General features: G+C 63.2%; 15 protein-coding genes. 10 read left to right on the forward strand and 5 right to left on the reverse strand.

From position 1 onward, the window contains the following. The first annotated feature begins 210 nt into the window (after nucleotides 1–210). The 9 genes from B348_RS0126940 (at nucleotide 211) to B348_RS0126980 (ending at nucleotide 12,698) form a co-directional block, all read left to right on the forward strand. Entirely contained in the window at nucleotides 211–1,170 is a 960-nt protein-coding gene (locus B348_RS0126940) for a MoxR family ATPase (RefSeq protein ID WP_017739127.1), read from the forward strand. A 5-nt stretch (nucleotides 1,171–1,175) separates the two neighbouring features. Further along, nucleotides 1,176–2,108: a DUF58 domain-containing protein gene (locus B348_RS0126945; RefSeq protein WP_017739128.1), complete on the forward strand. Its 933-nt coding sequence runs from the start codon at nucleotides 1,176–1,178 to the stop codon at nucleotides 2,106–2,108. Continuing rightward, nucleotides 2,105–2,599 (forward strand): DUF4381 domain-containing protein, encoded by a 495-nt coding sequence (locus B348_RS0126950; protein ID WP_017739129.1) that lies wholly within the window; start codon nucleotides 2,105–2,107, stop codon nucleotides 2,597–2,599. The genes B348_RS0126945 and B348_RS0126950 overlap by 4 nt, the downstream gene beginning before the upstream one ends. Then, the gene (locus B348_RS0126955; RefSeq protein ID WP_017739130.1) at nucleotides 2,592–3,680 is read left to right on the forward strand and encodes a VWA domain-containing protein; all 1,089 of its coding nucleotides are present in this window, start codon (nucleotides 2,592–2,594) and stop codon (nucleotides 3,678–3,680) included. The genes B348_RS0126950 and B348_RS0126955 overlap by 8 nt, the downstream gene beginning before the upstream one ends. Continuing rightward, a complete protein-coding gene (locus B348_RS0126960) occupies nucleotides 3,677–5,416 on the forward strand; it encodes a tetratricopeptide repeat protein (protein ID WP_017739131.1) in 1,740 nt (579 codons plus the stop codon). Before B348_RS0126955 ends, B348_RS0126960 begins: the two co-directional genes overlap by 4 nt. Continuing rightward, complete coding sequence (locus B348_RS0126965; RefSeq protein WP_017739132.1) at nucleotides 5,413–7,053, forward strand: BatD family protein; 1,641 nt, start codon at nucleotides 5,413–5,415, stop codon at nucleotides 7,051–7,053. Before B348_RS0126960 ends, B348_RS0126965 begins: the two co-directional genes overlap by 4 nt. Nucleotides 7,054–7,231: 178 nt before the next feature. Beyond that, complete coding sequence (locus B348_RS0126970) at nucleotides 7,232–8,473, forward strand: exonuclease SbcCD subunit D C-terminal domain-containing protein (protein ID WP_017739133.1); 1,242 nt, start codon at nucleotides 7,232–7,234, stop codon at nucleotides 8,471–8,473. Next, complete coding sequence (locus B348_RS0126975; RefSeq protein ID WP_017739134.1) at nucleotides 8,470–12,108, forward strand: AAA family ATPase; 3,639 nt, start codon at nucleotides 8,470–8,472, stop codon at nucleotides 12,106–12,108. Before B348_RS0126970 ends, B348_RS0126975 begins: the two co-directional genes overlap by 4 nt. Further along, a complete protein-coding gene (locus tag B348_RS0126980; RefSeq protein ID WP_017739135.1) occupies nucleotides 12,105–12,698 on the forward strand; it encodes a glutathione S-transferase in 594 nt (197 codons plus the stop codon). Before B348_RS0126975 ends, B348_RS0126980 begins: the two co-directional genes overlap by 4 nt. Before the next feature lie 155 nt (nucleotides 12,699–12,853). Here B348_RS0126980 and B348_RS0126985 read toward each other — a convergent pair whose 3' ends face one another. The 3 genes from B348_RS0126985 to B348_RS0126995 form a co-directional block, all read right to left on the reverse strand. After that, entirely contained in the window at nucleotides 12,854–13,033 is a 180-nt protein-coding gene (locus B348_RS0126985) for a hypothetical protein (protein WP_017739136.1), read from the reverse strand. A gap of 155 nt (nucleotides 13,034–13,188) precedes the next feature. After that, nucleotides 13,189–14,364, reverse strand: coding sequence for a lactonase family protein (locus tag B348_RS0126990; RefSeq protein WP_026137097.1), 1,176 nt, complete (start codon nucleotides 14,362–14,364; stop codon nucleotides 13,189–13,191). Then, on the reverse strand, nucleotides 14,351–14,641 hold the full coding sequence (locus B348_RS0126995) for a DUF5629 family protein (RefSeq protein WP_017739138.1): 291 nt from the start codon (nucleotides 14,639–14,641) through the stop codon (nucleotides 14,351–14,353). Before B348_RS0126995 ends, B348_RS0126990 begins: the two co-directional genes overlap by 14 nt. A 246-nt stretch (nucleotides 14,642–14,887) precedes the next feature. Here B348_RS0126995 and B348_RS0127000 point away from each other — a divergent pair, with 246 nt between their 5' ends. Next, nucleotides 14,888–19,855 carry a dermonecrotic toxin domain-containing protein gene (locus B348_RS0127000; RefSeq protein ID WP_256204508.1) on the forward strand — a complete coding sequence of 1,656 codons (4,968 nt, stop codon included), beginning with the start codon at nucleotides 14,888–14,890 and terminating at the stop codon, nucleotides 19,853–19,855. 65 nt (nucleotides 19,856–19,920) lie between these two features. On the opposite strand, the gene B348_RS0127005 is transcribed toward B348_RS0127000, so the two are convergent. Together B348_RS0127005 and B348_RS0127010 are read right to left on the reverse strand one after the other, a co-directional pair. Further along, the gene (locus B348_RS0127005) at nucleotides 19,921–22,296 is read right to left on the reverse strand and encodes an RND family transporter (RefSeq protein ID WP_017739140.1); all 2,376 of its coding nucleotides are present in this window, start codon (nucleotides 22,294–22,296) and stop codon (nucleotides 19,921–19,923) included. 18 nt (nucleotides 22,297–22,314) lie between these two features. Beyond that, nucleotides 22,315–23,352 (reverse strand): YCF48-related protein, encoded by a 1,038-nt coding sequence (locus B348_RS0127010; protein ID WP_017739141.1) that lies wholly within the window; start codon nucleotides 23,350–23,352, stop codon nucleotides 22,315–22,317. Between the last annotated feature and the right edge of the window lie 60 nt (nucleotides 23,353–23,412).

Here is a 23,412-nt window from a genome sequence, read left to right on the forward strand (position 1 = left end):
CCGAGGTGATGCTATCGCAGGCAAGCCAGCTCCCACAGGGACCGAGCCACACCAGCAGAATTTACGTCCTACACACAAAAATCCTACAAGTTTTCCTAAAAATACCCCGCGCGCCGTTAGTCGCCACACCCCGCGATGCATTAAAGTAAGCCTCCCTAGCCCGGCGTTCTGACTCGACCCCAGGGCGCACCTCTCCAGGAACCGTCATCGATGGAACATCGTGAAGCGCTGCTCGCGCTGCGAACCTTTCTTTCTACGCAGATTCTCGGCCAGGAAAAACTCATCGATCGCCTGCTGATCGCCCTGCTCGCCGACGGCCATATGCTGGTAGAAGGCGCGCCGGGCCTGGCCAAGACCAAGGCCATCAAGGAGTTGGCCGAAGGCATCGAGGCGCAGTTCCATCGCATCCAGTTCACCCCCGACCTGCTGCCCGCCGACATCACCGGCACCGAGATCTATCGCCCGGAAACCGGCAGTTTCGTGTTCCAGCAAGGCCCGATCTTCCACAACCTGGTGCTGGCGGACGAAATCAACCGCGCGCCGGCCAAGGTGCAATCGGCCTTGCTCGAAGCCATGGCCGAGCGCCAGGTCAGCGTCGGGCGCAGCACCTACGAGCTGTCGCCGCTGTTTTTGGTGATGGCCACGCAGAACCCGATCGAGCAGGAAGGCACCTACCCGCTGCCCGAAGCCCAGCTCGACCGTTTCCTGATGCACGTGAAAATCGGCTTCCCGGACGCCGCCGTCGAACGGCGCATCCTGCAACAGGCCCGCGGCGAAGCGCTCAACGGTGAAACCAAGCCCGAGCGCCGGGTCAGCCAGCAAGCCATCTTTGCCGCCCGCAAGGAAATCCTCGGCCTGTACATGGCCGACGCGGTGGAGGAATACCTGGTGCAACTGGTCATGGCCACGCGCACCCCGGCCAAGTTCGACCCGGAGATGGCCGAATGGATCGCCTACGGCGCCAGCCCGCGCGGTTCCATCGCCCTTGACCGCTGCGCCCGCGCCCACGCCTGGCTGGCCGGGCGTGACTTTGTGAGCCCGGAAGATATCCAGGCGGTGCTGTTCGACGTGCTGCGCCATCGCATCATCCTGTCGTTCGAAGCCGAAGCCGCGGGCATTGACCAGGACCGTGTGGTGCAACGCATTCTCGACGTCGTTGCCGTCGCTTGAACCCCATGAACGCAAGCGATGGCATCCGCGTCACCCTCAGCGAATTGATCGAGATGCGCCATCGCGTGCGCGAAGTGCAGCTGTTTTCCACGCCCAGCCAGCGCAGCCCGCTGATCGGCCTGCACCACTCCAAGCTGCGCGGGCGTGGCGTCGACTTCGACCAGGTGCGCGTGTACCAGGCGGGCGACGATGTGCGCACCATCGACTGGCGCGTCACCGCACGCACCCAGGAGCCGCACACCAAGCTGTTCCATGAAGAGCGCGAGCGGCCGATCTTTATCATGGTCGAGCAAAGCTGCCGGCTGTTTTTCGGCTCCGGGCAAATGTTCAAATCGGTACTGGCCGCCCAGGCGGCGAGCCTGATCGGCTGGGCGGCGCTGGGGCATAACGACCGCGTCGGCGGGCTGGTGTTTGGCGACAACGAGCACTACGAAATCAAACCCCGCCGTAGCAAGCAAAGCCTGCTGCAACTGCTCAACCGCCTGGTGCGCGTCAACCAGAGCCTGAACACCGAAAGCCACCCCGAAGCCGATGCCCTGGGCATGGCCTTGCGCCGTGGCCGTGAAGTCTTGCGCCCCGGCAGCCTGGTGATCGTGATCTGCGACGAGCGCGCCCTGACCGAAGGCGCCGAGCAGCAACTGAGCCTGTTGTCGCGCCATTGCGACCTGCTGCTATTGCCGATCTCCGACCCGCTGGACCACGCCCTGCCCGCCGCCGGGCTGCTGCGTTTTGCGCAACGCGGCGCGCTGCTTGAACTGGATACGCTGAACTACGATTTGCGCCAGGCCTACAAAGCCCAGGCCGAAGCGCGCATCGCCCGCTGGGAATTGCTCGCGCAAAAACTGCGGGTGCTGCTGATGCCCTTGAGCACCCAGAGCGAAATGGTCGAGCAACTGCGTGAATACCTCAACCCGCAGCGTCCGGTGAAAAAGCAATGAGCAGCCTGGACCAACTGCAACCGCTGATCGCCCCGCCGGCCATCGGCTTCTGGCCGCCTGCGCCGGGCTGGTGGCTGTTGTTGCTGCTGCTCCCGCTGCTTGGCTGGGGGCTGTGGTCGCTGCGGCGCTTCCTGCCGGCGCGGCGCCCGGTGGCCCGTGCCGAACAACCGCTGGACCCGTTGCGCATTGCCGCCCTCGCGGAATTGGCGCTGATGCCCAAACCCTACGACGGCGCCCCAGCCGGCGCCTGGCTGCAACAACTCAATGGCCTGCTCAAGCGCCTGTGCCGCAACGACTACCCCTACAGCCAGAGCCACACCCTCAACGGCCGCAAATGGCTGGCGTTTCTCGACAACCGCTGCCCCGCCGCGGGCCTCACCCGTTGGATGGTGCTGGTGGAGGGCGCCTATAAACCCGAATGCAAACTCGACGACAAGGCCATCGCCGGCCTGACCCAAGCCGTCGACACCTGGATCCGCAAACATGTTTGAGTTCGCCTGGCCGTGGATCTTCGCCCTGCTGCCATTGCCCTGGCTGATGCGCCTCGTGCTGCCGGTGGCCGACAGCGGCGAGCCCGCGTTGAAAGTCAGCTACCTGGGCGACCTCGAAAGCCTGGCCCGTCGCCGCGCCCGCGTGAACCTGCCGGGCTGGCGCCAGCAAGCGCCGTTCGTGGTCCTGTGGCTGTTGTTGCTGACCGCCGCCGCGCGCCCGGAATGGCTCGGCGAACCGCTGCCGATTGCCGCCAGCGGCCGCGACCTGCTGGTGGCGGTGGACGTGTCCGGCTCCATGGATTTCCCCGACATGCACTGGCAGGACGACGACATCAGCCGCCTGAGCCTGGTCAAACACTTGCTCGGCGACTTCCTTGAGGAGCGCGAAGGCGACCGCGTCGGCCTGATCCTCTTCGGCAGCCAGGCCTACCTGCAAGCGCCGCTGACCTTCGACCGCCGCACCGTGCGCACCTGGCTGGATGAAGCGCGCATCGGCATAGCCGGCAAAAACACCGCCATCGGCGACGCCATCGGCCTGGCCCTCAAACGCTTGCGCCAGCGCCCGGCACAAAGCCGCGTACTGATTCTGGTGACCGACGGCGCCAACAACGCCGGGCAGATCGACCCGCTCACCGCCGCGCGCCTGGCCGCCGAAGAAGGCGTAAAGATCTACCCCATCGGCATTGGCGCCGACCCCGAGCAAACCGGTTCCCTGGGCATCCTTGGCGTCAACCCGAGCCTGGACCTCGACGAGCCGGCGCTCAAGGCCATCGCCCAGGCCACCGGCGGCCAGTACTTCCGTGCCCGCGACGGCGAAGAACTGCAAACCATCAAGGACACCCTCGACCAGCTCGAGCCGGTCGAACAACAACCGACCCAGGCCCGACCGGCGCAGGCGCTGTACAGCGGCCCGCTGGCCCTGGCGCTGATCCTGAGCCTGTTGCTGGTGGTCCAGGAGCGCTGGCCGAACAACGCCCTGCAACGGCTGTTCAACAAACTTTCGAGCAAGGGGATCTTCCTGCAACAGCACCCCGAATGGCGCAAGCGCCTGCAACGCCTGCGTTTGCGGAGGCGGCGATGATCGACCTGTGGCCGCATTGGTTCCGCCCCTGGTGGCTGTTGCTGCTGCCGTTGCTCGGCTGGCTGCTGTGGCAACTGTGGCATCGGCAGAAACGCGCCGGGCGCTGGCAGATGATCCTGCCGCCGGCCTTCCATGCCGTGTTGCTCAGTGGTGGCAACGGCCGCGAAAGCAAATCGCCGTGGGTAGTGCTGGGCATCGCCTGGCTGCTGGCCGTGTTGGCACTGCTGGGGCCGAGCTGGCAGCGGGTTGAACAGTCCAGTCAAAAACCGTCCGACCCGTTGGTGGTGTTGCTGGAACTGACCCCGGAAATGCTCGCCACCGACAGCCCGCCCAACCGCCTGGAACAGGCGCGGCGCAAGCTCTACGACTTGTTGCAGGCGCGCAGCGACGCGCAAACCGCCATCGTCGTGTATGCCGGCAGCGCCCACACGCTGGTGCCGCTGTCGGACGACCTGGCCACCAGCCGCAACCTGCTGGAAGCCCTGCGCCCGTCGATCATGCCCGAGCCCGGCCATCGTGCCGACCTGGCGGTGGAAAAAGCCCTGGACCTGCTCAAGCGTGGCGGCCTCGGCCAGGGACGCCTGCTGCTGATCGGCTCGTCGCTGTCCAAACAGGAGCGCCAGGGCATTCGCCTGCTGCTGCAAAGCGCGCAATCGCCGAGCCTGTCGATCCTCGGCATCGGCAGCCGCGAAGGCACGCCCGTGACCCAGGAAAGCGGCGAATTCCTCAAGGACGAACAGGGCGCGATCCTCGTGCCGCGCCTCGACAGCCCGACCCTCAAGGCCTTCGCCAACGAAATGGGCGGCCGCTACCGTGCCGCGCGCCTGGATGACAAGGACCTGCGCCAGCTCGGCGTGCTCGACCCGCCGCAAGCCCTGCGCGACGACGGCCAGCGCCTGCACCTCGACACCTGGGCCGACCAGGGTTACTGGCTGCTGCTGCCCTTGCTGCTGCTGGCCGCCTGTGCCGGGCGGCGCGGCTGGTTGTTCTGCCTGCCGCTGTTGCTCCTGGTCGCGCCACAACCCAGCTATGCCTTCGAGTGGCAGGACCTGTGGCTGCGCCCCGACCAGCAAGGCCAGTACCTGCTCAAGCAAAAACGCCCCGCCGAAGCCGCCGAACACTTTCAAGACCCGCAATGGCAAGGCGTGGCGCTGTACGAAGCCGGCAACTACGCCGAAGCGATCAAACGCTTTGCCGAAGGCAATGACGCCTACGCCCACTACAATCGAGGCAATGCGCTGGCCAGGTCCGGTGAACTGGAAGCCGCCATCGACGCCTACGAACAGGCTCTGGAAGCCCAGCCCGACCTGCAGCCGGCGCTGAAAAACAAAGCCCTGCTGGAAATCCTGATGCAGGAGCAAACGCAGCCGGAACCTGAAAAACCGGCAAAGAACGAAGATGACGAAACCACCCAACCCGGCCAAACTGCGCAACCGGGCGCCAGCGGGCAAAACGCCACGGGTGGCGAGCAATCGTCCCAAGGCCAGGGCGAAGCCGGCACCGGCGATACCCAGACCGGCGCCACGCCCCACCCCGGTGGCAACGAAGTCCCGGGCAGCGAATTGGGGGATGAGCAAACCACCACCCCGCCGCTGCGCCCCAACGACGCCAGCCTCGACGGTGAACACCGCCAGGCCCTGGAACAATGGTTGCGGGAGATCCCCGACAACCCCGGCGAACTGCTGCGCCGCAAATTCTGGTACGAACAGCAACAACATCAGGACAAGACTCGATGAGCCGCCGCCCCACCCTACTGCTTCTGCTCGCGTTATCGGCAGGCCACGCCCAGGCGGCGAACCTGGTCGCCAGCGTTGACCGCAGCCGCCTCAACTCTGGGGAAACGGTGGAACTGACGGTGGAATCCAGCGACGTCACCCAGTTCGGCAAACCCGACCTGTCGCCCCTGGAGGCGCAGTTCGAAGTCAGCGGCACCCGCCAGCTCAACCAACTCACCACCCTCGGCGGTGACAACCACGCGACCACGCGCTGGATCATCACCCTGCTGCCCAAGGAAAACGGCACCGTGGTGATCCCGCCGCTGCAAGTGGGCGAGTACTCGACCCAACCCATCAGCCTGCAAGTGGTGGAGACCGCCAGCCAGAACACCAACGCCGAACTGGCGCCGGTGTTTGTCGAAGCCAACCTCGACCAGAGCAGCGTGTATGTGCAGGCCCAGGCCCTGCTGACGGTGCGCGTGTACCACTCGGTGTCGCTGTATGACGACAGCAGCCTCACCCCATTGCGCATTGCCGACGCCCGGGTCGAGCAACTGGGCGAGTCGCGCACCTACGAAAAAGTCATCAACAGCATCCGCCACGGCGTGATCGAGACCCGCTACGCGATCTACCCGCAACACAGCGGCGTACTGGATATTCCGGCGCAGACCTTCAGCGCCACCTTGGTCGAATCACGCCCGCCCCAGGAAAACACCCTGCAAGGCACCAAGCCCGGCAAGTTGATCCACGTCAGCTCGGCGCCGCTGCCACTGACGGTCAAGCCCAAGCCGGAGCTATACCCCGCCGACACACCGTGGCTGCCCGCGCGCAGCCTGACCCTCGACGAAAGCTGGAACCCCGAGCCGGAGCATGTGCAGATCGGCGACTCACTGACCCGCAGCCTCACGGTCAAGGCCGAAGGCCTGTCCAGCGCGCAGCTCCCGGCCCTGCCCAGCAGCGAGATCAGCGGCCTGCGCCGCTACCCGGACCAACCGGTGCTCGCCAACCAGACCAATGACCGTGGCCTGATCGGCAGCCGCGAAGACCGCGAAGCCCTGGTGCCCAACCGCGTCGGCCCACTGGAACTGCCTGCGGTGGAAGTGGTGTGGTGGAACACCCACGAAGACCACCTTGAGCGCACCAGCCTGCCGGCACGCACCCTGCAAGTGGCCAATAACCCAAGCCTGGTGGTGGATACACCTGCCACGCCCACCGTCATCACTGCGCCGGACGACAGCCGCCTGTGGTTGTGGCAACTGAGCACGCTGATCCTGGCCTGCACCACCTTGCTGGGCTTTGGCCTCTGGTGGCGTGCGCGCCGGCAACCGGCCGTACTGCGCGCCGCACAAACCGGCCCGAGCCCGCGCACCCTGCTTGACGACCTCAAGCGCGCCACCCAGGCCAACGACCCCCAGGCCACCCGCCAGGCCCTCGACGCCTGGGCGCGGCAGCAACCGGAAACCCTGGCCGAGATGGCCGCGCGGTTTATCCCGCTGTCCGACGCATTGGACGGCCTGAACGGCGCGCTCTACAGCGAAAGCGGCCAGTACTGGCTGGGTGAAGAGCTGTGGCGCGCGGTAAAAGCCATCCCAATGGCCGAACGCGAAGCCGACCCCACCACCGACACCACCAGCCTGCCACCGCTCTACCCCAAGTAACCGCTAAACCCTGTGGGAGCTGGCTTGCCTGCGATCGCATCACCTCGGTATCTCTGACAAACCGAGGCGCCTGCATCGCAGGCAAGCCAGCTCCCACACAAGCCAGCTCCCACAGGGGGCGATGTGTGCGCAATACAGGTAAACTCCCCTCCTTTTCATCTTCTCCAGGGAGTTTGCCTTGCGTCTGTTCCACACCTCCGACTGGCACCTTGGGCAAAACCTGCATGGCCAGGAACGCGATTACGAACACGCCTGTTTCCTCGACTGGCTGCTGGGCCAACTGAAGACCCAGCGCCCGGACGCGCTGCTGATCGCCGGTGATATCTTCGACACCGTCAACCCGCCGCTCAAGGCCCAGGAACGGCTGTATGACTTCATCATCAGCGCCCACGAACAAAACCCCAACCTCACCATCGTGATGATCGCCGGCAACCACGACTCCGGCTCGCGCATCGAATTGCCCGCGCCGTTGATGCGGCGCCTGCGCACCCATGCCCTCGGTCGCGTGTTGTGGCTGGATGACGGTCAACTGGATGCCGAGCGCCTGCTGATCCCGTTGCCGGATGCCAAGGGCAAGATCGCCGCCTGGTGCCTGGCGCTGCCGTTCCTGCGCCCGGCAGAAGTCACCGGGGCACACTTGGGTGACGATTACCTGCGTGGTATCGGCCAGGTACATGAGTGGTTAATCGCCGCTGCGAATGCCAAGCGCAAGAAGGGCCAGGCGCTGATCGCCATTAGCCACGCGCACATGGCCGGTGGTTCGGTGTCGGAGGACTCCGAGCGCAGCCTGATCATCGGCAACGCCGAGGCACTGCCGGCCAACCTGTTCGATAGAAGTGTCGGCTACGTTGCCCTCGGCCATTTGCACAAGCCGCAAAAGGTCAACGGTGAGGAACGCATTCGCTACAGCGGCTCGCCGATTCCGCTGTCGTTTTCCGAAATCGGCTACAAGCACCAGATCCTCGACGTGACCTTCCAGGGTCAAGCCCTGGTGAGCGTCGAACCGCTGCTGATCCCCCGCTCGGTCGACCTGCAACGCCTGGAAGCTGCGCCTCTGGCGGATATCCTCAAGACATTGGCCGAGCTGCCCGACATCGACCTGCTCGCCGAAACCCAGCGCCACCCCTGGCTGGAAGTGCGCGTGCGCCTCGACGAGCCCCAGCCGGACCTGCGCCAGCAAATCGAAACCGCCCTGCAAGGCAAGGCCGTGCGCCTGGTGCGCATCGCCGCCGAATACGCCGGCAACGGCGCGCGCGAGGAAGAAGGCGAAGCGCGCCTGATCGAACTCGACCAACTCACCCCCCAGGAACTGTTCAGCCGCGCCTGGCAGGACAGTTACGGCAGTGACGTGGATGAACAGACCCTGAAGGACTTCGCCGTGCTGCTCCACGAAGTGCAACACGCGGAGGAACAAGCATGAAAATCCTCGCCATCCGCCTGAAAAACCTGGCCTCCCTGGCCGGCCCGTTTGAAATCGACTTTACCGCCGAACCGCTGGCCAGTGCCGGCTTGTTCGCCATCACCGGGCCGACCGGCGCTGGTAAAAGCACCCTGCTCGATGCGCTGTGCCTGGCGTTGTTTGGCGCCGTGCCGCGCCTGGGCGACACCGGCCAGGCGAAGATGCCCGATGCCGACAGCGACATTTCCATCGGCGACCCGCGCACCCTGCTGCGACGGGGCACCGGTGGCGGTTATGCCGAAGTGGATTTCGTCGGCGTCAACGGCCGCCGCTACCGTGCGCGCTGGGAAGCCAATCGCGCCCGCGACAAGGCCAGCGGCAAGCTGCAGAACAGCCGCCAAAGCCTGATCGACCTGGACAGCGACCAACTGCTCGCCAGCCAGAAAACCGAATACAAGACCCAGTTGGAACTGGCCCTGGGCCTGAACTTCGAACAGTTCACCCGCGCCGTATTGCTGGCCCAGAGCGAATTCAGTGCCTTCCTCAAGGCCAACGACAACGAACGCAGCGAGCTGCTGGAAAAACTCACCGATACCGCGCTGTACACCCAGCTCGGCCGCCGTGCGTTCGACAAGGCCAAGGACGCCAAGGACGCCCACCGGCAGCTGCAAGACCAGGCCACCGGCGTGGTGCCCCTGGCCCCCGAAGCCCGTGCGGAGCTGGATCAACAGTTCAATGAGGCCCAGCAACAGTTCAAGACCCAGCAGGCCCAGCTCAAGCAACTTGAGGCGCAGCAAGCCTGGCTCAAGGAACTGCGCGAATGGCAGGAACGCCAGCTCAGCGCTACCGAACAGCTCCAGCGCGCCCAGGCCGACTGGGAAAACCACGGCCCGCAACGCCAGGACCTCAGCCGCCTGGACCAGCTGGCACCACAACGCCATCACTTCGCTCGCCAGGCGGAACTCAGCCAGGCGTTGGCGCCGTTGGCCACGCAGATTCAGCAACACATCGAACAGCAAGCGGCGCTGAACACCCGCCAGGAACAGGCCCGGCAACAGCAGGCAACCGCGCACACCGCCCTGGCCGACGCCCTGAACAACCAGGGCGACGCCGTGCCCTTGCTGCGCCAGGCATTCGAAGCACAAAGCACCCTCGCCCACTTGACCAGGGACCTGGCCAAACGCACCGAGGACCAATTGCAACACGAGCACGCCTGCACCGAAGGGCAGGCCCTGCTCAACGGCTTGCTGGAGAAACAAAGCCAGGTTGCCGAACGCCTGCAACGCTTGGCCGCAGGTCTTGAGCGCAGCAGTGCCCTGGCGCCGTTGAGCGATGCCTGGACGGTTTACCGCGAGCGTCTGCAACACCTGATGCTGATCGGCAATCGCCTGAACAAAGGCCAGGCCGAGCTGCCCCAGCTGGAAGAGCGCGCCACCACCGCCGCCGAACGCTTCACCCGGCAGCGCGAAGCCCTCGACCTGCTGTACCAGGAAGCCGGCGCCGAACCCCATGCGGTGGCCGAACAGATTCAGCTGCTGGCCAGTCTGCTGCAAGACAATCGCAAGCAACAACGGGCCTTTGAGGACCTTGCGCGCCTATGGGACAGCCAGCGGCAGCTGGATCAACAGTCGACCGCACTCACGCAAAAACTGGCCGATGCGCAACTGCAACGTGAACAACTGAACCAAGCGGGCTTGCAAACCAAGGCTGAACTGACCGTTGCCGAACAAACCCTGGCGGTGACCAGGCAATTGCTGGAACGCCAACGCCTGGCCCGCAGCGCCAGTGTCGAGGAGTTGCGCGAGCGGTTGCAGGATGACCAGCCCTGCCCGGTGTGCGGCAGCCATGAACATCCGTATCACCAGCCCGAAGCCCTGCTGCAAAGCCTCGGCCGCCATGACGACAACGAAGAGGCGGCGGCGCAGAAAGCCGTCGACACCCTCAAGGAAAAACTCAACGAGCTGCGCGGCGAAGTCGGCGGCTTGATCGCCCAGCAGAAAGAATTCCTGCAACAGCAGGAGCACCTGGCTACGCAACAGCAAGCCCTGGCGCCCAGCCTGGACGCGCACCCGTTATCCGCTTCGTTGTTCAATCAGGAGCAGGCCAAGCGCAGCGACTGGCTGGCCCAGCAACTCGGCCAACTGACCCAAAGCATCACCCAGGATGAACACCGCCAAGGCGCCCTGCTCAACCTGCAACAAAACGCCGGGCGCTTGCAGCAACAACTGCAAGCCGCCCAGGACGCCAGCCAGCAGGCCCGGCAATTGCTGGTGGACCAGCAACGGGAGTTGTCCAGCGACCGCGAGCGCCTCGACGAAGAACTCAACGCCTTCGCCAGCCTGTTGCCCGCCGATACCCTGGACGGCTTGCGCAAGGAGCCTGCGGCCACCTTCATGCAACTGGACCAACAGGTCAGCCAGCGTCTTGAGCAACTGGGCCACCAGCGCGATGAACTGGCCGAACAACAGGAACGCCAACAGGCCATCGAGAAACAACAGACCCACCAGCAACATCGCCAGCAGCAACTGGATGGCTTGCTGGTGCAGGTCAGCGAACTGGCCACCCAGCAACAGGCTGCACAGGCAACCCTCAGCGCCCTGCTTGGCGAACACACCAGCGCCGAACACTGGCAGCAGCAACTGGAGCTGGCCGTGACCCAGTCGCGCCAAAGCGAGGCCGATGCCAGCCAGCAATTGCAGGACACCCGCAATGGCTTGGTGCAACTGGCCGCCGACCTCAAGGCCCAACAGGAACGCCAAACCGCGCTGCAAGCCGAGCAACAGCACCTCGACACCCGCATCAGCGAATGGCGCGCCCTGCATCCCGAGTTGGACGACAGCGGCCTCAACCGCCTGCTGGCCTTCGATGAGGCGCAGGTCAGTGCGCTGCGCCAGCAGTTGCAGCACAGCGAAAAAGCCGTCGAACAAGCCCAGGTCCTGCTGCAAGAACGCGAACACCTGCTGGCCCAGCACCAGGCCTTGCACAACGGCCACCTCGACGCCGAGGCTTTGGCCGATACCCTGGCCGCGTTGAACCAGCATTTGGCCGATGGCGAGAAAGCTGTCGCCGAACTGCGCGCGCGTCAGTCCGAAGACCAGCGTCGCCAGGACGCCAACCACACCCTGGCACTCACCACCGCCAAAGCCTATGAAGAATGGCAGCGCTGGGCGCGTCTTGAAGCGTTGATCGGTTCGGCCAGCGGCGACAAGTTCCGCAAGATCGCCCAGGCCTACAACCTCGACCTGCTGGTGCACCACGCCAACGTGCAACTGCGCCAACTGGTGCGCCGCTACCGCCTCAAGCGCGGCGGCAGCATGCTGGGCCTGCTGGTGCTGGACACGGAGATGGGCGATGAACTGCGCTCGGTGCATTCGCTGTCTGGCGGCGAGACCTTCCTCGTGTCGTTGGCACTGGCCTTGGGCCTGGCGTCCATGGCGTCGAGTACCTTGAAGATCGAGTCGCTGTTTATCGACGAAGGTTTCGGCAGCCTCGATCCCGAATCCCTGCAACTGGCCATGGACGCACTGGACGGCTTGCAGGCCCAGGGGCGCAAGGTGGCGGTGATCTCCCACGTGCAGGAAATGCACGAACGCATCCCGGTGCAGATCCAGGTCAAGCGCCAAGGCAACGGCTTGAGCACCCTGGAGGTCAAATGAGCGAAACGCTGCTGTATTCGTTCCGCCGCTGCCCCTACGCGATGCGCGCACGGCTGGCGTTGCGCTACGCCGGCGTGCCGGTGCGTATCGTCGAGGTCAGCCTCAAGGCCAAGCCGGCCGAGATGCTCGCGCTATCGCCCAAGGGCACGGTGCCGGTGCTCAGCGTTGATGGACGGGTGATTGAAGAGAGCCTGGAGATCATGCAATGGGCGCTGGCCCAGCATGATCCTGACAACTGGTTGCTGCAGGGTGATCCGGCAGTCCTGGGGTTGATCGCAGAGAACGACCAGGGCTTCAAGTATCACTTGAATCGATACAAGTACGCCGAGCGCTACCCGGAACAGTCGATGGAACATTATCGGGCCGAGGGCGAGGTGTTCTTGCAGAAATTGGAGGGGTTGCTGGCCGAGCGGGACTACCTGCTGGCCAACCACCTGACCCTGGCGGATGCTGCACTGGCGCCGTTTGTGCGCCAGTTTGCCCATGTGGATCGAGTGTGGTTTGCCGGTACATCGTATAAACGGTTGCAGGGTTGGTTACAGCGTTTTCTGGATTCGCCGCTCTTTGTCGCAGTCATGGCAAAGGCTTGAACGCAACACTATCCAACTGTGGAAATACTCCTGTGGGAGCTGGCTTGTCGGGTCGCCGCATCGCTGCGATTGCATCAACTCGGTATTTCTGACAGACCGAGGTGCCTGCATCGCAGGCAAGCCCGCTCCCACATTTGATCTCATTGGTTTCTAGATCAGTGCTGGGCTTTGTGATCCAGGGCGGCATAGAAGTTGGCGCTCTGTTGCAGGTATTTCTGGGTGTAGGCGCTGGTGCTGGATTTCTTGCCGGTGAGCTCCACGCTGGCGGCAGCCGGCAGGGCTACGGTGGCGGATACGGCGGAAGCAGCGATGATCGAGAAGAGATTGAAGTTCATGGCGGTAACCCTTGTGTTCGTTTGGTTGAGTGGCCGGGAAGGCCTTGGAACCAAACTTACGCCCGAGGGTTGAACCTTAGAAATGCTTTGAAACAGTAGCCGTTATCACTGCAATTAATAGAATGGCTCAGGCCCCGCAGTGCGGGGCCTGTGGCTTATTGACGCACCAGGAATTTCAAATCACTGGGCGCATCGATCGGCATTTTTTGCACGGTTTTGCCGAGCAGGCCGGTCTTGGGGTCGCGTTCGACCACCACGATTTCGTTGCTTTTCTGGTTGGCGATCAGCAAGAACTTGCCGCTCGGGTCCAGGCTGAACTCCCGCGGATGGTCGCCCTCTACGGAGCGGCGCTGCAGCTCCTTGAGGTGCGCGGTGGCGGGATCAATGCTGAACACCAGCAACTGGTTCGCCGTGCCACGGTTGCTCACATACAGGAACTTGCCGTCGCTGGACGCATGCAGCGCCGCGCCGGCCTTGTCCGACACCGGCTGGCCGGCGGCGAAGTCTACCAGTTGGGTCTGGCTGAGCTTGCCGTCGTGGTAATCGAACACCGCAACCTGGGCGCTCATCTCGGTGGTCAGCCAGGCGTGCTTGCCATCGGCGCTGAACAGCAAATGCCGTGGGCCGCTACCCGGTGGCAATTGCACCGACGCCGGGTTGGCCGGGGTCAGTGGCAACTCGTGGTTGGCCTCGGGGGCGTAGTGGTAGGCAAACACCTTGTCCGCGCCCAGGTCCTGCACAAACACGTACTTGCCATCCGGCGACGACACCACCGAATGCACATGGTTGGACGCCTGGCGCTCCGGGTTCACGCGGCTGGCCGGGTGCCCGCTCAACTGCACCGGAGGTGACAGCTTGTCACTGGCATCCACCGGCAGGATCGCCAGGCTACCGCCCGGATCTTCCAGGACCGAATAGTTGGCGACCAACAGATAACGGCCATCGGCAGACAGGCTGGAGTGAGTCGGTTCGTTGCCCAGGCTTTGTACCTGGTTGATCAAGGTCAGTTGATGATCGCCGGGGGCAATGCTGTAGCTGCTGACACGCCCGACCGGATCTTTCTGGCCCGGACCGTTCTCATTCACTACAAACAGATGCTGCTGATCCTTGGAAACGGTCATCCAGGACGGGTTGGCGGCCTTGGCGGCCAAGACAGGCTGGCCTTGGAACTTGCCGGTGCGGCTGTCGAACTGCAAGCGGTAGATGCCTTCGCTGGTGCCAGCGGTGTAGCTGCCCACCAACAGCTCATAGGTCTCGGCCGGCGCGGCCTGCACCGACATCGCACCCACACTGCCCGCCATCAGCAGGGGCCAGAATTTACGCAACATCATCGGTGTCGTCCTCGTCTTCATTGTTGCCGGTGAACGCGCTCAGGCAGATCAGGCGGTGTTCGCCCGAATCGCCGACGAGGGTCCAGCTTTGCAGGGCGTCGTCAAACGTCGCGGCCTGCACCTGTTCCAGGCTGAAACTCCAGCGTTTTTCAGCACGGCCGTCCATGGCGGTGATCAGCAACTTCTGGGCATCGAGGCTGAAGTCAAACGCGTGCAGGCCATCGATTTCAAGCATGTCACTGGTGACAAGGACGGTGGTCAGGGTGTTGGCAGTCATGGCAGTCAATCATCTACGGGAAAGCGCCAATGATAGCCCAGCAACGGCGGTGGAGCGCCGCTTTCGATGGGCGGGCAGCGACAAACACGCCGAAACAGACAGGCTGACCCCGCGCAGATCAAGGCGTGCGACGCAATGACCAACGCAGCGCGAAACAGTTGATAACGCATTGCCGACATCGACAGGCAAGCGGGCAGGTATTTTTCCCCGCGTACGTTTTGTCCCACAAGCAAAGGAAGCGCTTGCATGCTATCGGTAAGAAACACGCCCAACACTTACACCGTCTCCCTGCCCGTGCAGTCACCGCCGCCCACCGCAACGCGCGGCGACGAGGCACCCCCACCGCTGCGCTCGCCTGCATCTCGTTCGAACCCTTCACCCACGGGCCTCCAGCGCCAGTGGCATGCGTCGCCCCAGCCAGGCGCCGCCGCCCTGGAAACCCGCGTGGCCGCGCATTTCGCCAGCCGTCCGAGCGTGCGTTCGGTGGTTGCCGGGCTCCTGACCGAGGCGCTCAAGGCCCAACACCCCAGCTTGAACATCGATGTCGCCAACACCTCCCTCGCCGTGCCAACCCGGGCCGGTGCTTCGCAATATGCGCTGACGCCGCTGCTGGACCTGACCCTTGAGCACCTGGCATCGGGCACCGAGCTGGATTTTTCCGACCGATTCGGCGAACCCTGCAAGTGGCTCGACACCACCCACTACAACTTCCTCAGCGTGAAGGATGGCGCGAGCCAGCCGACACTGCCCCTGGACATGCAAGCGGTTGAACTGGCCATCCGGACCCTGCGCCCCTATCTGAAGGCCGCCTTTGCCGAAGCGCTGACGGCCTATTGGGACCAGGACGCCTTTACCCCAACACCCAGCGACGCGCGCACCAGCCACTGGTCATGGCTCGGCGACACCCTGCACGACACACTGCGCATCGCCGGTCTCCAGCAACCGGGCCTGAATGACCTGCAACGCCAGACGCTCGACCAGGTCACGCGCTATCCCGACGCCGCGGAGCGTGCACACGCCCTCGGCACCTCGGCAGCCAGGGTGTATGCGCTGGAGTCGAGCCTGAGCAAGGGCGATAGCCATTCCCGGGTGCTCAGCCCAGACCTGCTGATCACCCGCGAAGTCGATGGCCGCCAGATCGTGCTTCACACCTCGGCCGCCGGCGTGGTGACGCCCTACGATTCCCTCGAGGCCTTTGCCACCGCATGGCAACGCCAGCTCAGCGAACAGTTCGTGTTCGACCGGCTGGACTGGAAGCGCGTGGAACTCACCGGCCCGGTGTTTGCAACCCAGGCTGCCCTCGTTCTCAACGGGCAATTGCAAAACCTGGAGGCCATACAACTGCCCGCCAACGCCAGCGTCGAAGCGCTGGAGCAACTGTTCGCCCAAGCCAGCGCCACGGCCCCGTCATTCATCGGCGCCCTGAGCCCGGCCGCCACCACGCTTGAGTACATGGCCCGCAACATGCCGGCCTGGCTCACCCAAGCCAGCGAAGCCGAGCGCTTTGCCTACCGGCGCCACACCCTGGCACTGGCCAGCAGTGTGCAGCGCAATCACGGGCGTACGTTTCTTACGGACATACCGGACATCCGCACCTATGCCGAACAACAACTCGACGCCCGCCTGGCAGCCAAGGGCTATAAGGCCAAGGACCTGGAGATCACCTTCAAGGTAGCGGTGGGCACCCTGGGGAGTGGCTACATCGAGCCAGTGAAGATGAGCCTGGTACAGATGGCCCTGGAAAACCTCGCCGGACTGCCCAAGGGCCAGATGGAGATTCGCCTGCGCGGCCAGCCGGTCAATGACCCCACACTGGCCCAGGACCTCAAGGACCTGATCAGTGAGGTCGATATCGGCAAGTACTACCCCGCCTTGCTGGAACAGCATTTGGCGGGTGACAGCGCGCAGTCCAGGGAGCGCCTGGCGTTGTTCGCCGAGCAGGTGCCCATCCAGCTCGCCATGCAGGCCAGCGAACTCAAACTCAAGGGCCAGGCCGGCCTGACGGCGCAAGGCGTACAGTTTGTCGAAGCGGTGACCCGCCCCGGCGCCGGCAGCCGTCAGGTCGATGGCTTGGACCTCACCGTGCGCCCGCTGGCGTTCCTGCGCAAACCCGGGGCAACGCCGGATGTGGTCGAGAACATGTTTCTGATCGAGCCGAAAAACGTCGAAAAAGGCCCGCACATCCTCTACCGCCCGCAGCTCTCGCCGCCATTGCAAGAGTTCGCCAGCCGCGCGGCCTTGCTGAGTGCGATCCAGCAACCCGGCCCGTTGCAGCAAAGCATCCTGGCCTGGTTGCCGGACGCCAAGACCCGTGCGGTGTATGGCAATGGCGGTTTTCACACGCCACACATCGCCCACTACAGTGTGTTCAACGAATTCGATGCCCCCGCCACACCGGGGCCGACCACCCTGGCCGTCGATGGCTATGACGCGGCCGCCACGCTGGCTCGCGACGTGGACCGCGGCGACCTGATGAAGCACCTGTTCAATGCCAATGCCCATAGCCTGGTCAACCTCGCCAAGGACCAATCGACGTCCGATGCCGAAAGCCGCTGGGCGTCCCACAAGGAACTCGGCTGGTTACTGTTCAATACGCTGTTGCCGGTATTGCAGGGCCCCGGCGCCATGGCCGGTTGGCTGGTGCAACTGGCCAGCGTGGAGAACGATATCCAGCAGGCCAGTGAGACCGCCAACCCCGACCCCACAGCCGCCATGGTGGATTTGCTGGTAAATGTGGGTACGTTGTTGAGCCATACCACGGCAAACGCGGTCAAGCCGCGTCCATTGGGCAGTATTCCCTTTGCCGACCGCCCAGAAGTCAACGTGCCCCTGCGTCGCGGTGGCGAAGCCAGCACCGGCCACCCCGCGACAATCCATCAGGCCGCTGTCGGCACGGCCTTGGACGCTGTTTCAACGCCTTTCGATTTCGCCTTTTCCAGCGCCGGCGCGCTCACACCCGCGCAGCGTGCGCATATTCAAAGCTTCAGCGTGCCCACCCCTGCCGGGCATGCAACGCCCATCGCCAGCGGCCCGCTGAAAGGCCTGTATTCCATTGAGAGCAAACTGCACGCACGCATCGACAACCACTGGTACCGGGTGGCGAGGGACCTGGATGGACTGTTTGTCATCGATGAGCAGGACAAGGCCCGCACAGGGCCACCGCTGAAAGCCGATACTCAAGGCCACTGGCAATTTGATACACGCCCGAAACTCAAAGGCGGCATGCCCCGTTCCGGTGCCCGCATGAAGGCCACAGTGGACAAGAATGTCGAAGTCACCAAAGCCATGCTCGCCAAGTACGCAGATGAATTGATCGCGGCGCAGCCCGTGGCCATTGCCACGGAAGTTGCCGACAGGCACCTGGTCGAGACCGAACGTTCACTGCACCAGTCCAACAAGACACTGCAAACCCTGTGGGGCCTGGCCAGCAACAGCGAGCGTGGCGCTGAATTCAACGATCGATATCAGGCAGAACTGGCCCGCAACCGGCAGCTACTGGCGTTACAACGCACCCGCTTCACCCTTTACGAACAACAGATCGACAAGCTCACCCACTTGCGCAAAAACGCAATCCAGGCGCTGACCCCCGAAACCCCTGCCATGGATTTCAACATCTTCAAGGAAAAACGTTCCGAGGCGTATCAGGAAATCGCCGAAACCCTGCGTTCGCTCAACACCGACTACCTGTACATCGGCGAAGAATTTTCCCATGCCAGTACCGGTGAGCCCCTGAACGACCTTATCGAAAGAACCCGTATCAACGCACCTGGGGCCTATACGCAGTTGATCCAAAGCCTGAGTGACCGCGTCGAAAATATCGAGCATCTCATACGCCTGTCAGACACCTATGCCCAACTGCTGGATGAGTGGAAGAGTGACTCGCCCCATGGCAAAAAACAGGCCGCTGCGTTTATCAGGGCAAACGATCAACCACCGATCAATCAGGCGTTGTTTGCCCGCCTGGAACGCATGAGCACCCTGCGCGAGTTAAGCATTGACCGCAGCACCGATATCGAGTCACCGCAAGAAGCGTTCCTGATTGATCGCTTCAACCGAGCCGACCTCAATACCATCGCAACCTCCCACATCGAACTGCAAGAGCATGAGGGCTATACCGCGGAAGAACGCATTGCCGTACTTGGCAGCCTGATTGACCAATACAAGGGTGAGCTGAACAACTTCCAGGCGTTGCAGGAGATGGGTTCGAAACGGCTCAGGCCGGTCTACAGCGAGCGTTTCGCCGAGGCCCTTCGTCAGGTGATTACCCAGGCGCAGGCTGAACTGGCCGACCTTGTTCGCGAAGAGCAACACCTCTCCCCCATCGTGAAACGGCGCAAGGACCGTCCGCACAAGGCGCAGAATAAACAAGTCTTCAAGACCCGCGACAAGCAAACCCTGGTCGGTACGCTGCGTGCGGCAGCGCCAGGCCAGGACATTCAGATTATCGATGTGCTCAACCCGCAGACCGGTCTGCCGGTTACCAGCTACAGCTGGCACACCAGCGAAGGCGAGTGGGTACAGATAATCCGCAATGACCCGGTCAAGCCTGCGCCGGCTCCGCTCCTAAAGCCACTGGCAAGCTACGCCAACGACGCGCGCAAGCTGATGGATGGACAGGCCGAGATCGAACGCAGCATCCAATACCAGAAAAAGAAGCTGGATGACCCAACCCGCCGGGAAAGCGTGAGCCCCAGCGACTGGAGCGACATGCTGGAAAACCAGGCCCGGAACCTGGATCGCCTCGCCCAGCAGGCTGAGGCGAGCCATCAGGACAACAGTGAAACGGCCCCGCTGCTGGCCCTGTGGCGCAACGCCGCCAACGACATGCGCCAACGCGCGATCATGCATCGCTGCGACGGCTACCTTCGCCAGGCCCCGCGTCCGGAAAACATCGAATACCTATGGACGCACGGGCGTGTCGATATCGGCCTGGTTGCCCGGGACAAGCCGCTCAAGGGCAAGGATTTTCTCACCGAGTACGCTGTGCGCGAGAAAAACGGCCCGGGCGTTCTTTGGTATGCGCACTTCCATTACCCGACACAGGACACCCCACGCGCAGACTACAGCGCAGCCCACCTGAAGCTGCCCGAGCAACGCTACCTCACGCAAAAGGACCTGGTGACCCAGGCGGGGAAGGATGACAAGCGCATCGACAGCATCTTGCGTGCGAAAATCAAGCCACCACTGGACGAGAAGCTGTTCCTGAAACTGTGACCTGAACGACGACGGGGGAAGCCAATGGCTTCCCCCGTCATGTTTCAGCTACCCCACTCCATGGCTCAGTGGGCAAACAACGAGTTGCCCTTCTGCCCCGCCAGTTTCTCGGGCTTGATCAGGAACCGCGCCAGTGCCGGCAACAGCCACAGCGCACCGAACATGTTCCACAGCAACATGAAGGTCAGCATCAGGCCCATGTCGGCCTGGAACTTGATCGCCGAGAAGATCCAGGTGCACACGCCGATCGCCAGGCACAAGCCGGTGAACAGCACGGCTTTACCGGTGGACTTGAGTGTCTGGTAATACGCCTCTTGCAGGGGCAAACCGGCACGCAGGAAGCTTTCCAGGCGGCTGTAGATATAGATGCCGTAGTCCACGCCAATCCCCACACCCAGGGCCACCACCGGCAAGGTCGCGACCTTGACGCCGATGCCCATGAACGCCATCAACGCGTTGCCCAGTACCGACGTCAGCACCAGCGGCAGCACGATGCACAGGGTCGCCGCCCACGAGCGGAAGGTGATCATGCACATGGTTGCGACGCACAGGTACACCAGGATCAGGATGGTCAGTTCCGACTCCTTGATCACCTCGTTGGTCGCCGCTTCAATCCCGGCGTTACCGGCGGCGAGGATGAATTCCAGGCCGTCCTTGTTGTTCTCCTTGGCAAATTCCTGCACCGCATGCACCGCGCGGTCGAGGGTTTCGGCCTTGTGGTCGTTGAGGAACACCAGCACCGGCGCCAGGGAGCAATTGTTGTTGTACAGGCCATCGGCACGGGAGATCGAGCTGTTCAACACATCGGGGTTGCGCGACAGGGTTTCCCATTTCAGGTTGCCCTCGTTCATGCCCTTGATCATCTGCTTGGACACGGTCACCAACGAGATCGCCGACTGCACGCCCTCGGTGTTCTGCATCTTCCACATCAACTGGTCGATGGGCGCCATGGCTTCATAGCGCGAACAGCCTTCGGCAGCGGTCTTGACCATCACCACCAACACATCGGAACTGGTGGAGTAGTTGCTGATGATGAAGTTGTTGTCTTTGTTGTAGCGCGAATCGGGGCGCAGTTCCGGCGCGCCCTGATCGAGGTCGCCGATCTTCAGGTTCTGGCTGTACCAGAGGCCGCCGCCAAAGGCGACCAAGGCCAGGGCGATGGAGATCGGTGCGACTTTCGGGCTGGCAAAGTTCGACAGCAGGCGCCAGAACGAGTGTTCGCGGTTCGCGTCTTTCTTGCTCTTGGCGATGGCGCGCTTGCTGATGCCGACGTAGGAAATCGCCACCGGCAGCAGGATCAGGTTGGTGAACACGATCACGGCCACACCGATGGACGCACCGATGGCCAGTTCGCGGATCACGCCGATATCGATGATCAGCAGGGTAATAAAGCCCACCGCATCCGCCAGAATCGCAATCATCCCCGGCAGGAACAACTGGCGGAACGTGCGTCGCGCCGCCGTCAGCGCGTTGTCGGCCTCACTGGATTGCAGGGCGATCCCGTTGATCTTCTGCACGCCGTGGGAAATACCGATGGCAAAGATCAGGAACGGCACCAGCATCGAATACGGATCGAGGCCGAAACCGAAAAAGTGCATCAGGCCCAATTGCCAGATCACCGCCACCAACGTGGTGCTCAGTACGGCGATAGTGCTGCGCAGGCAGTTGGTGAACCACAGCAGCAGGATCAGGGTAATGACAAACGCGATGCCGAAGAACATCACCACCATCACCAGGCCATCGATCAGGTCACCGACCTTCTTGGCGAAACCGACGATGTGGATCTTGACGTTGGGGTTCTGCGCCTCGAACTTGTCGCGGATCTTGTCTTCGAGTTCATGGGAGAACTTGCGGTAGTCCAGGGCCAGCAACTTGCCCTGGTCCTGCGGGTCCGGGTAGGCCTCCAACAACGGGATATCGACGATGCTCGACTTGAAATCGTTGGACACCAGGCGCCCGACCTGGCCGGACTTGAGCACGTTGTTACGCAGCTGATCGAGGCTTTCCGGCGAGCCGTTGTAGCTCTGTGGGATCACCTCACCGCCGGCAAAGCCCTCTTCGGTCACTTCGGTCCAGCGCACGCTGGGGCTCCACAGCGACTTGAGGCCCGAACGATCGACGCCGGAGATGTAGAACACCTCGTCGTTGATCTGCCGCAGGGTCTCCATGTATTCCTTCGTAAAGATGTCACCGTCCTTCGCTTCTACCGAGATGCGCACCGTGTTGCCCAGGTTCGCCAGGTCGTTGCGGTGCTCCATCATCTTCTCGATGAAGGGGTGCTTGAGGGGGATCATCTTTTCAAAGCTCGTGGACGGGCGAATCAACGTCGCCTGCCAGAACAGGAAAATGCTCACCAACAGGCAGATCACGATGACTGCCGGGCGGTTGTTGAAGATCAGGCGCTCAAGAAAGGTCGCTTTATCGTTGTGATGACTGCTCATTGAATCCCCGCCTTCTTATTATTTTGAGAGCTCTGCGCCGGCAACGGTGGCGACACGCACACCACCCTGCCCCGCGAGGATCAAATTGCCGTTGCCTGCCGCCGTCACGGCCGACAGTGAAATCCGGTCCGGGCGATTGAAGACGCTGAAGGTCACCCCGTCGTCATGGCTGACCACCACACTGCCGCCATTGCCGACGACCACGATGGAACCGTCATCCAGCAATGTCGCGCCGGACAAGCCAAACTCCAGCGCGCCTCGCGCCGCCTTGAGCTCGACCTGCTCCCAGGTCGTGCCGAAATCCGTGGAGCGATACAGGTTGCCGCGCAAGCCATAGGCCAACAGGGTTTGCGGCTGCGCGGTGCTGATCACGCCAAACAGCGAGCCCTCGTAAGGGCCTTCGAGTTTTTCCCAGGTCTGGCCGTCATCGCTGGAGCGGAACATGCTGCCCTGCTCGCCGACGATAAACAGGCCGGCGTCCCTGATAAAGGAGATGGCGTTGAGGTGGAACTGATCTTCGTTGTCGAGGCGGTCGCTGACATCGGCCCAGGTTTTGCCGCCGTCGGTGGTTTCGATCAGCGCACCGTACGCGCCGACGGCCAGGCCGTGGTTGGCGTTGTTGAACCAGATGTCGAGCAGCGGCGATTCGCGCTTGAGGTCTTGATACTGCTGGGTCCAGGTGGCGCCGCCGTCGGTGCTGGCAAGGATTTGCGCATCATGACCGACGGCCCAGCCTTGTTTGTCATCGACGAAAAACACCGCCGTGAGCAACTGTCGGGTGGGGACTTTGGCTTGCGTCCAGGTCGCGCCCTGGTCATCGGAATAGAGGATATGCCCACGATCACCGACCGCCACCAGGCGCTTGCCGGCGTGAACCACGTCGATCATCAGGCCTTTGGCGGCCTTGGGCGATTCAATTGCAAACACCGCCGCGGCGGGGGTATCGCCAGCGGCCTGGGCGGCGGTCGGCAACGCGACGGCCCCAAACAGCGAGAGCGCTGTGGCCAGCAACGCAACCCTGCGTGCGGCGCGTGGGCGGCAAACAACCCAACCCATGACAGGCTCACTCATAGACCTTCTCCCATTTATTATTGTTAGGTCATCTCGCCTTCCCGG

Source organism: Pseudomonas sp. CBZ-4, assembly GCF_000346755.1.
In the GTDB taxonomy this organism is placed as follows: domain Bacteria; phylum Pseudomonadota; class Gammaproteobacteria; order Pseudomonadales; family Pseudomonadaceae; genus Aquipseudomonas.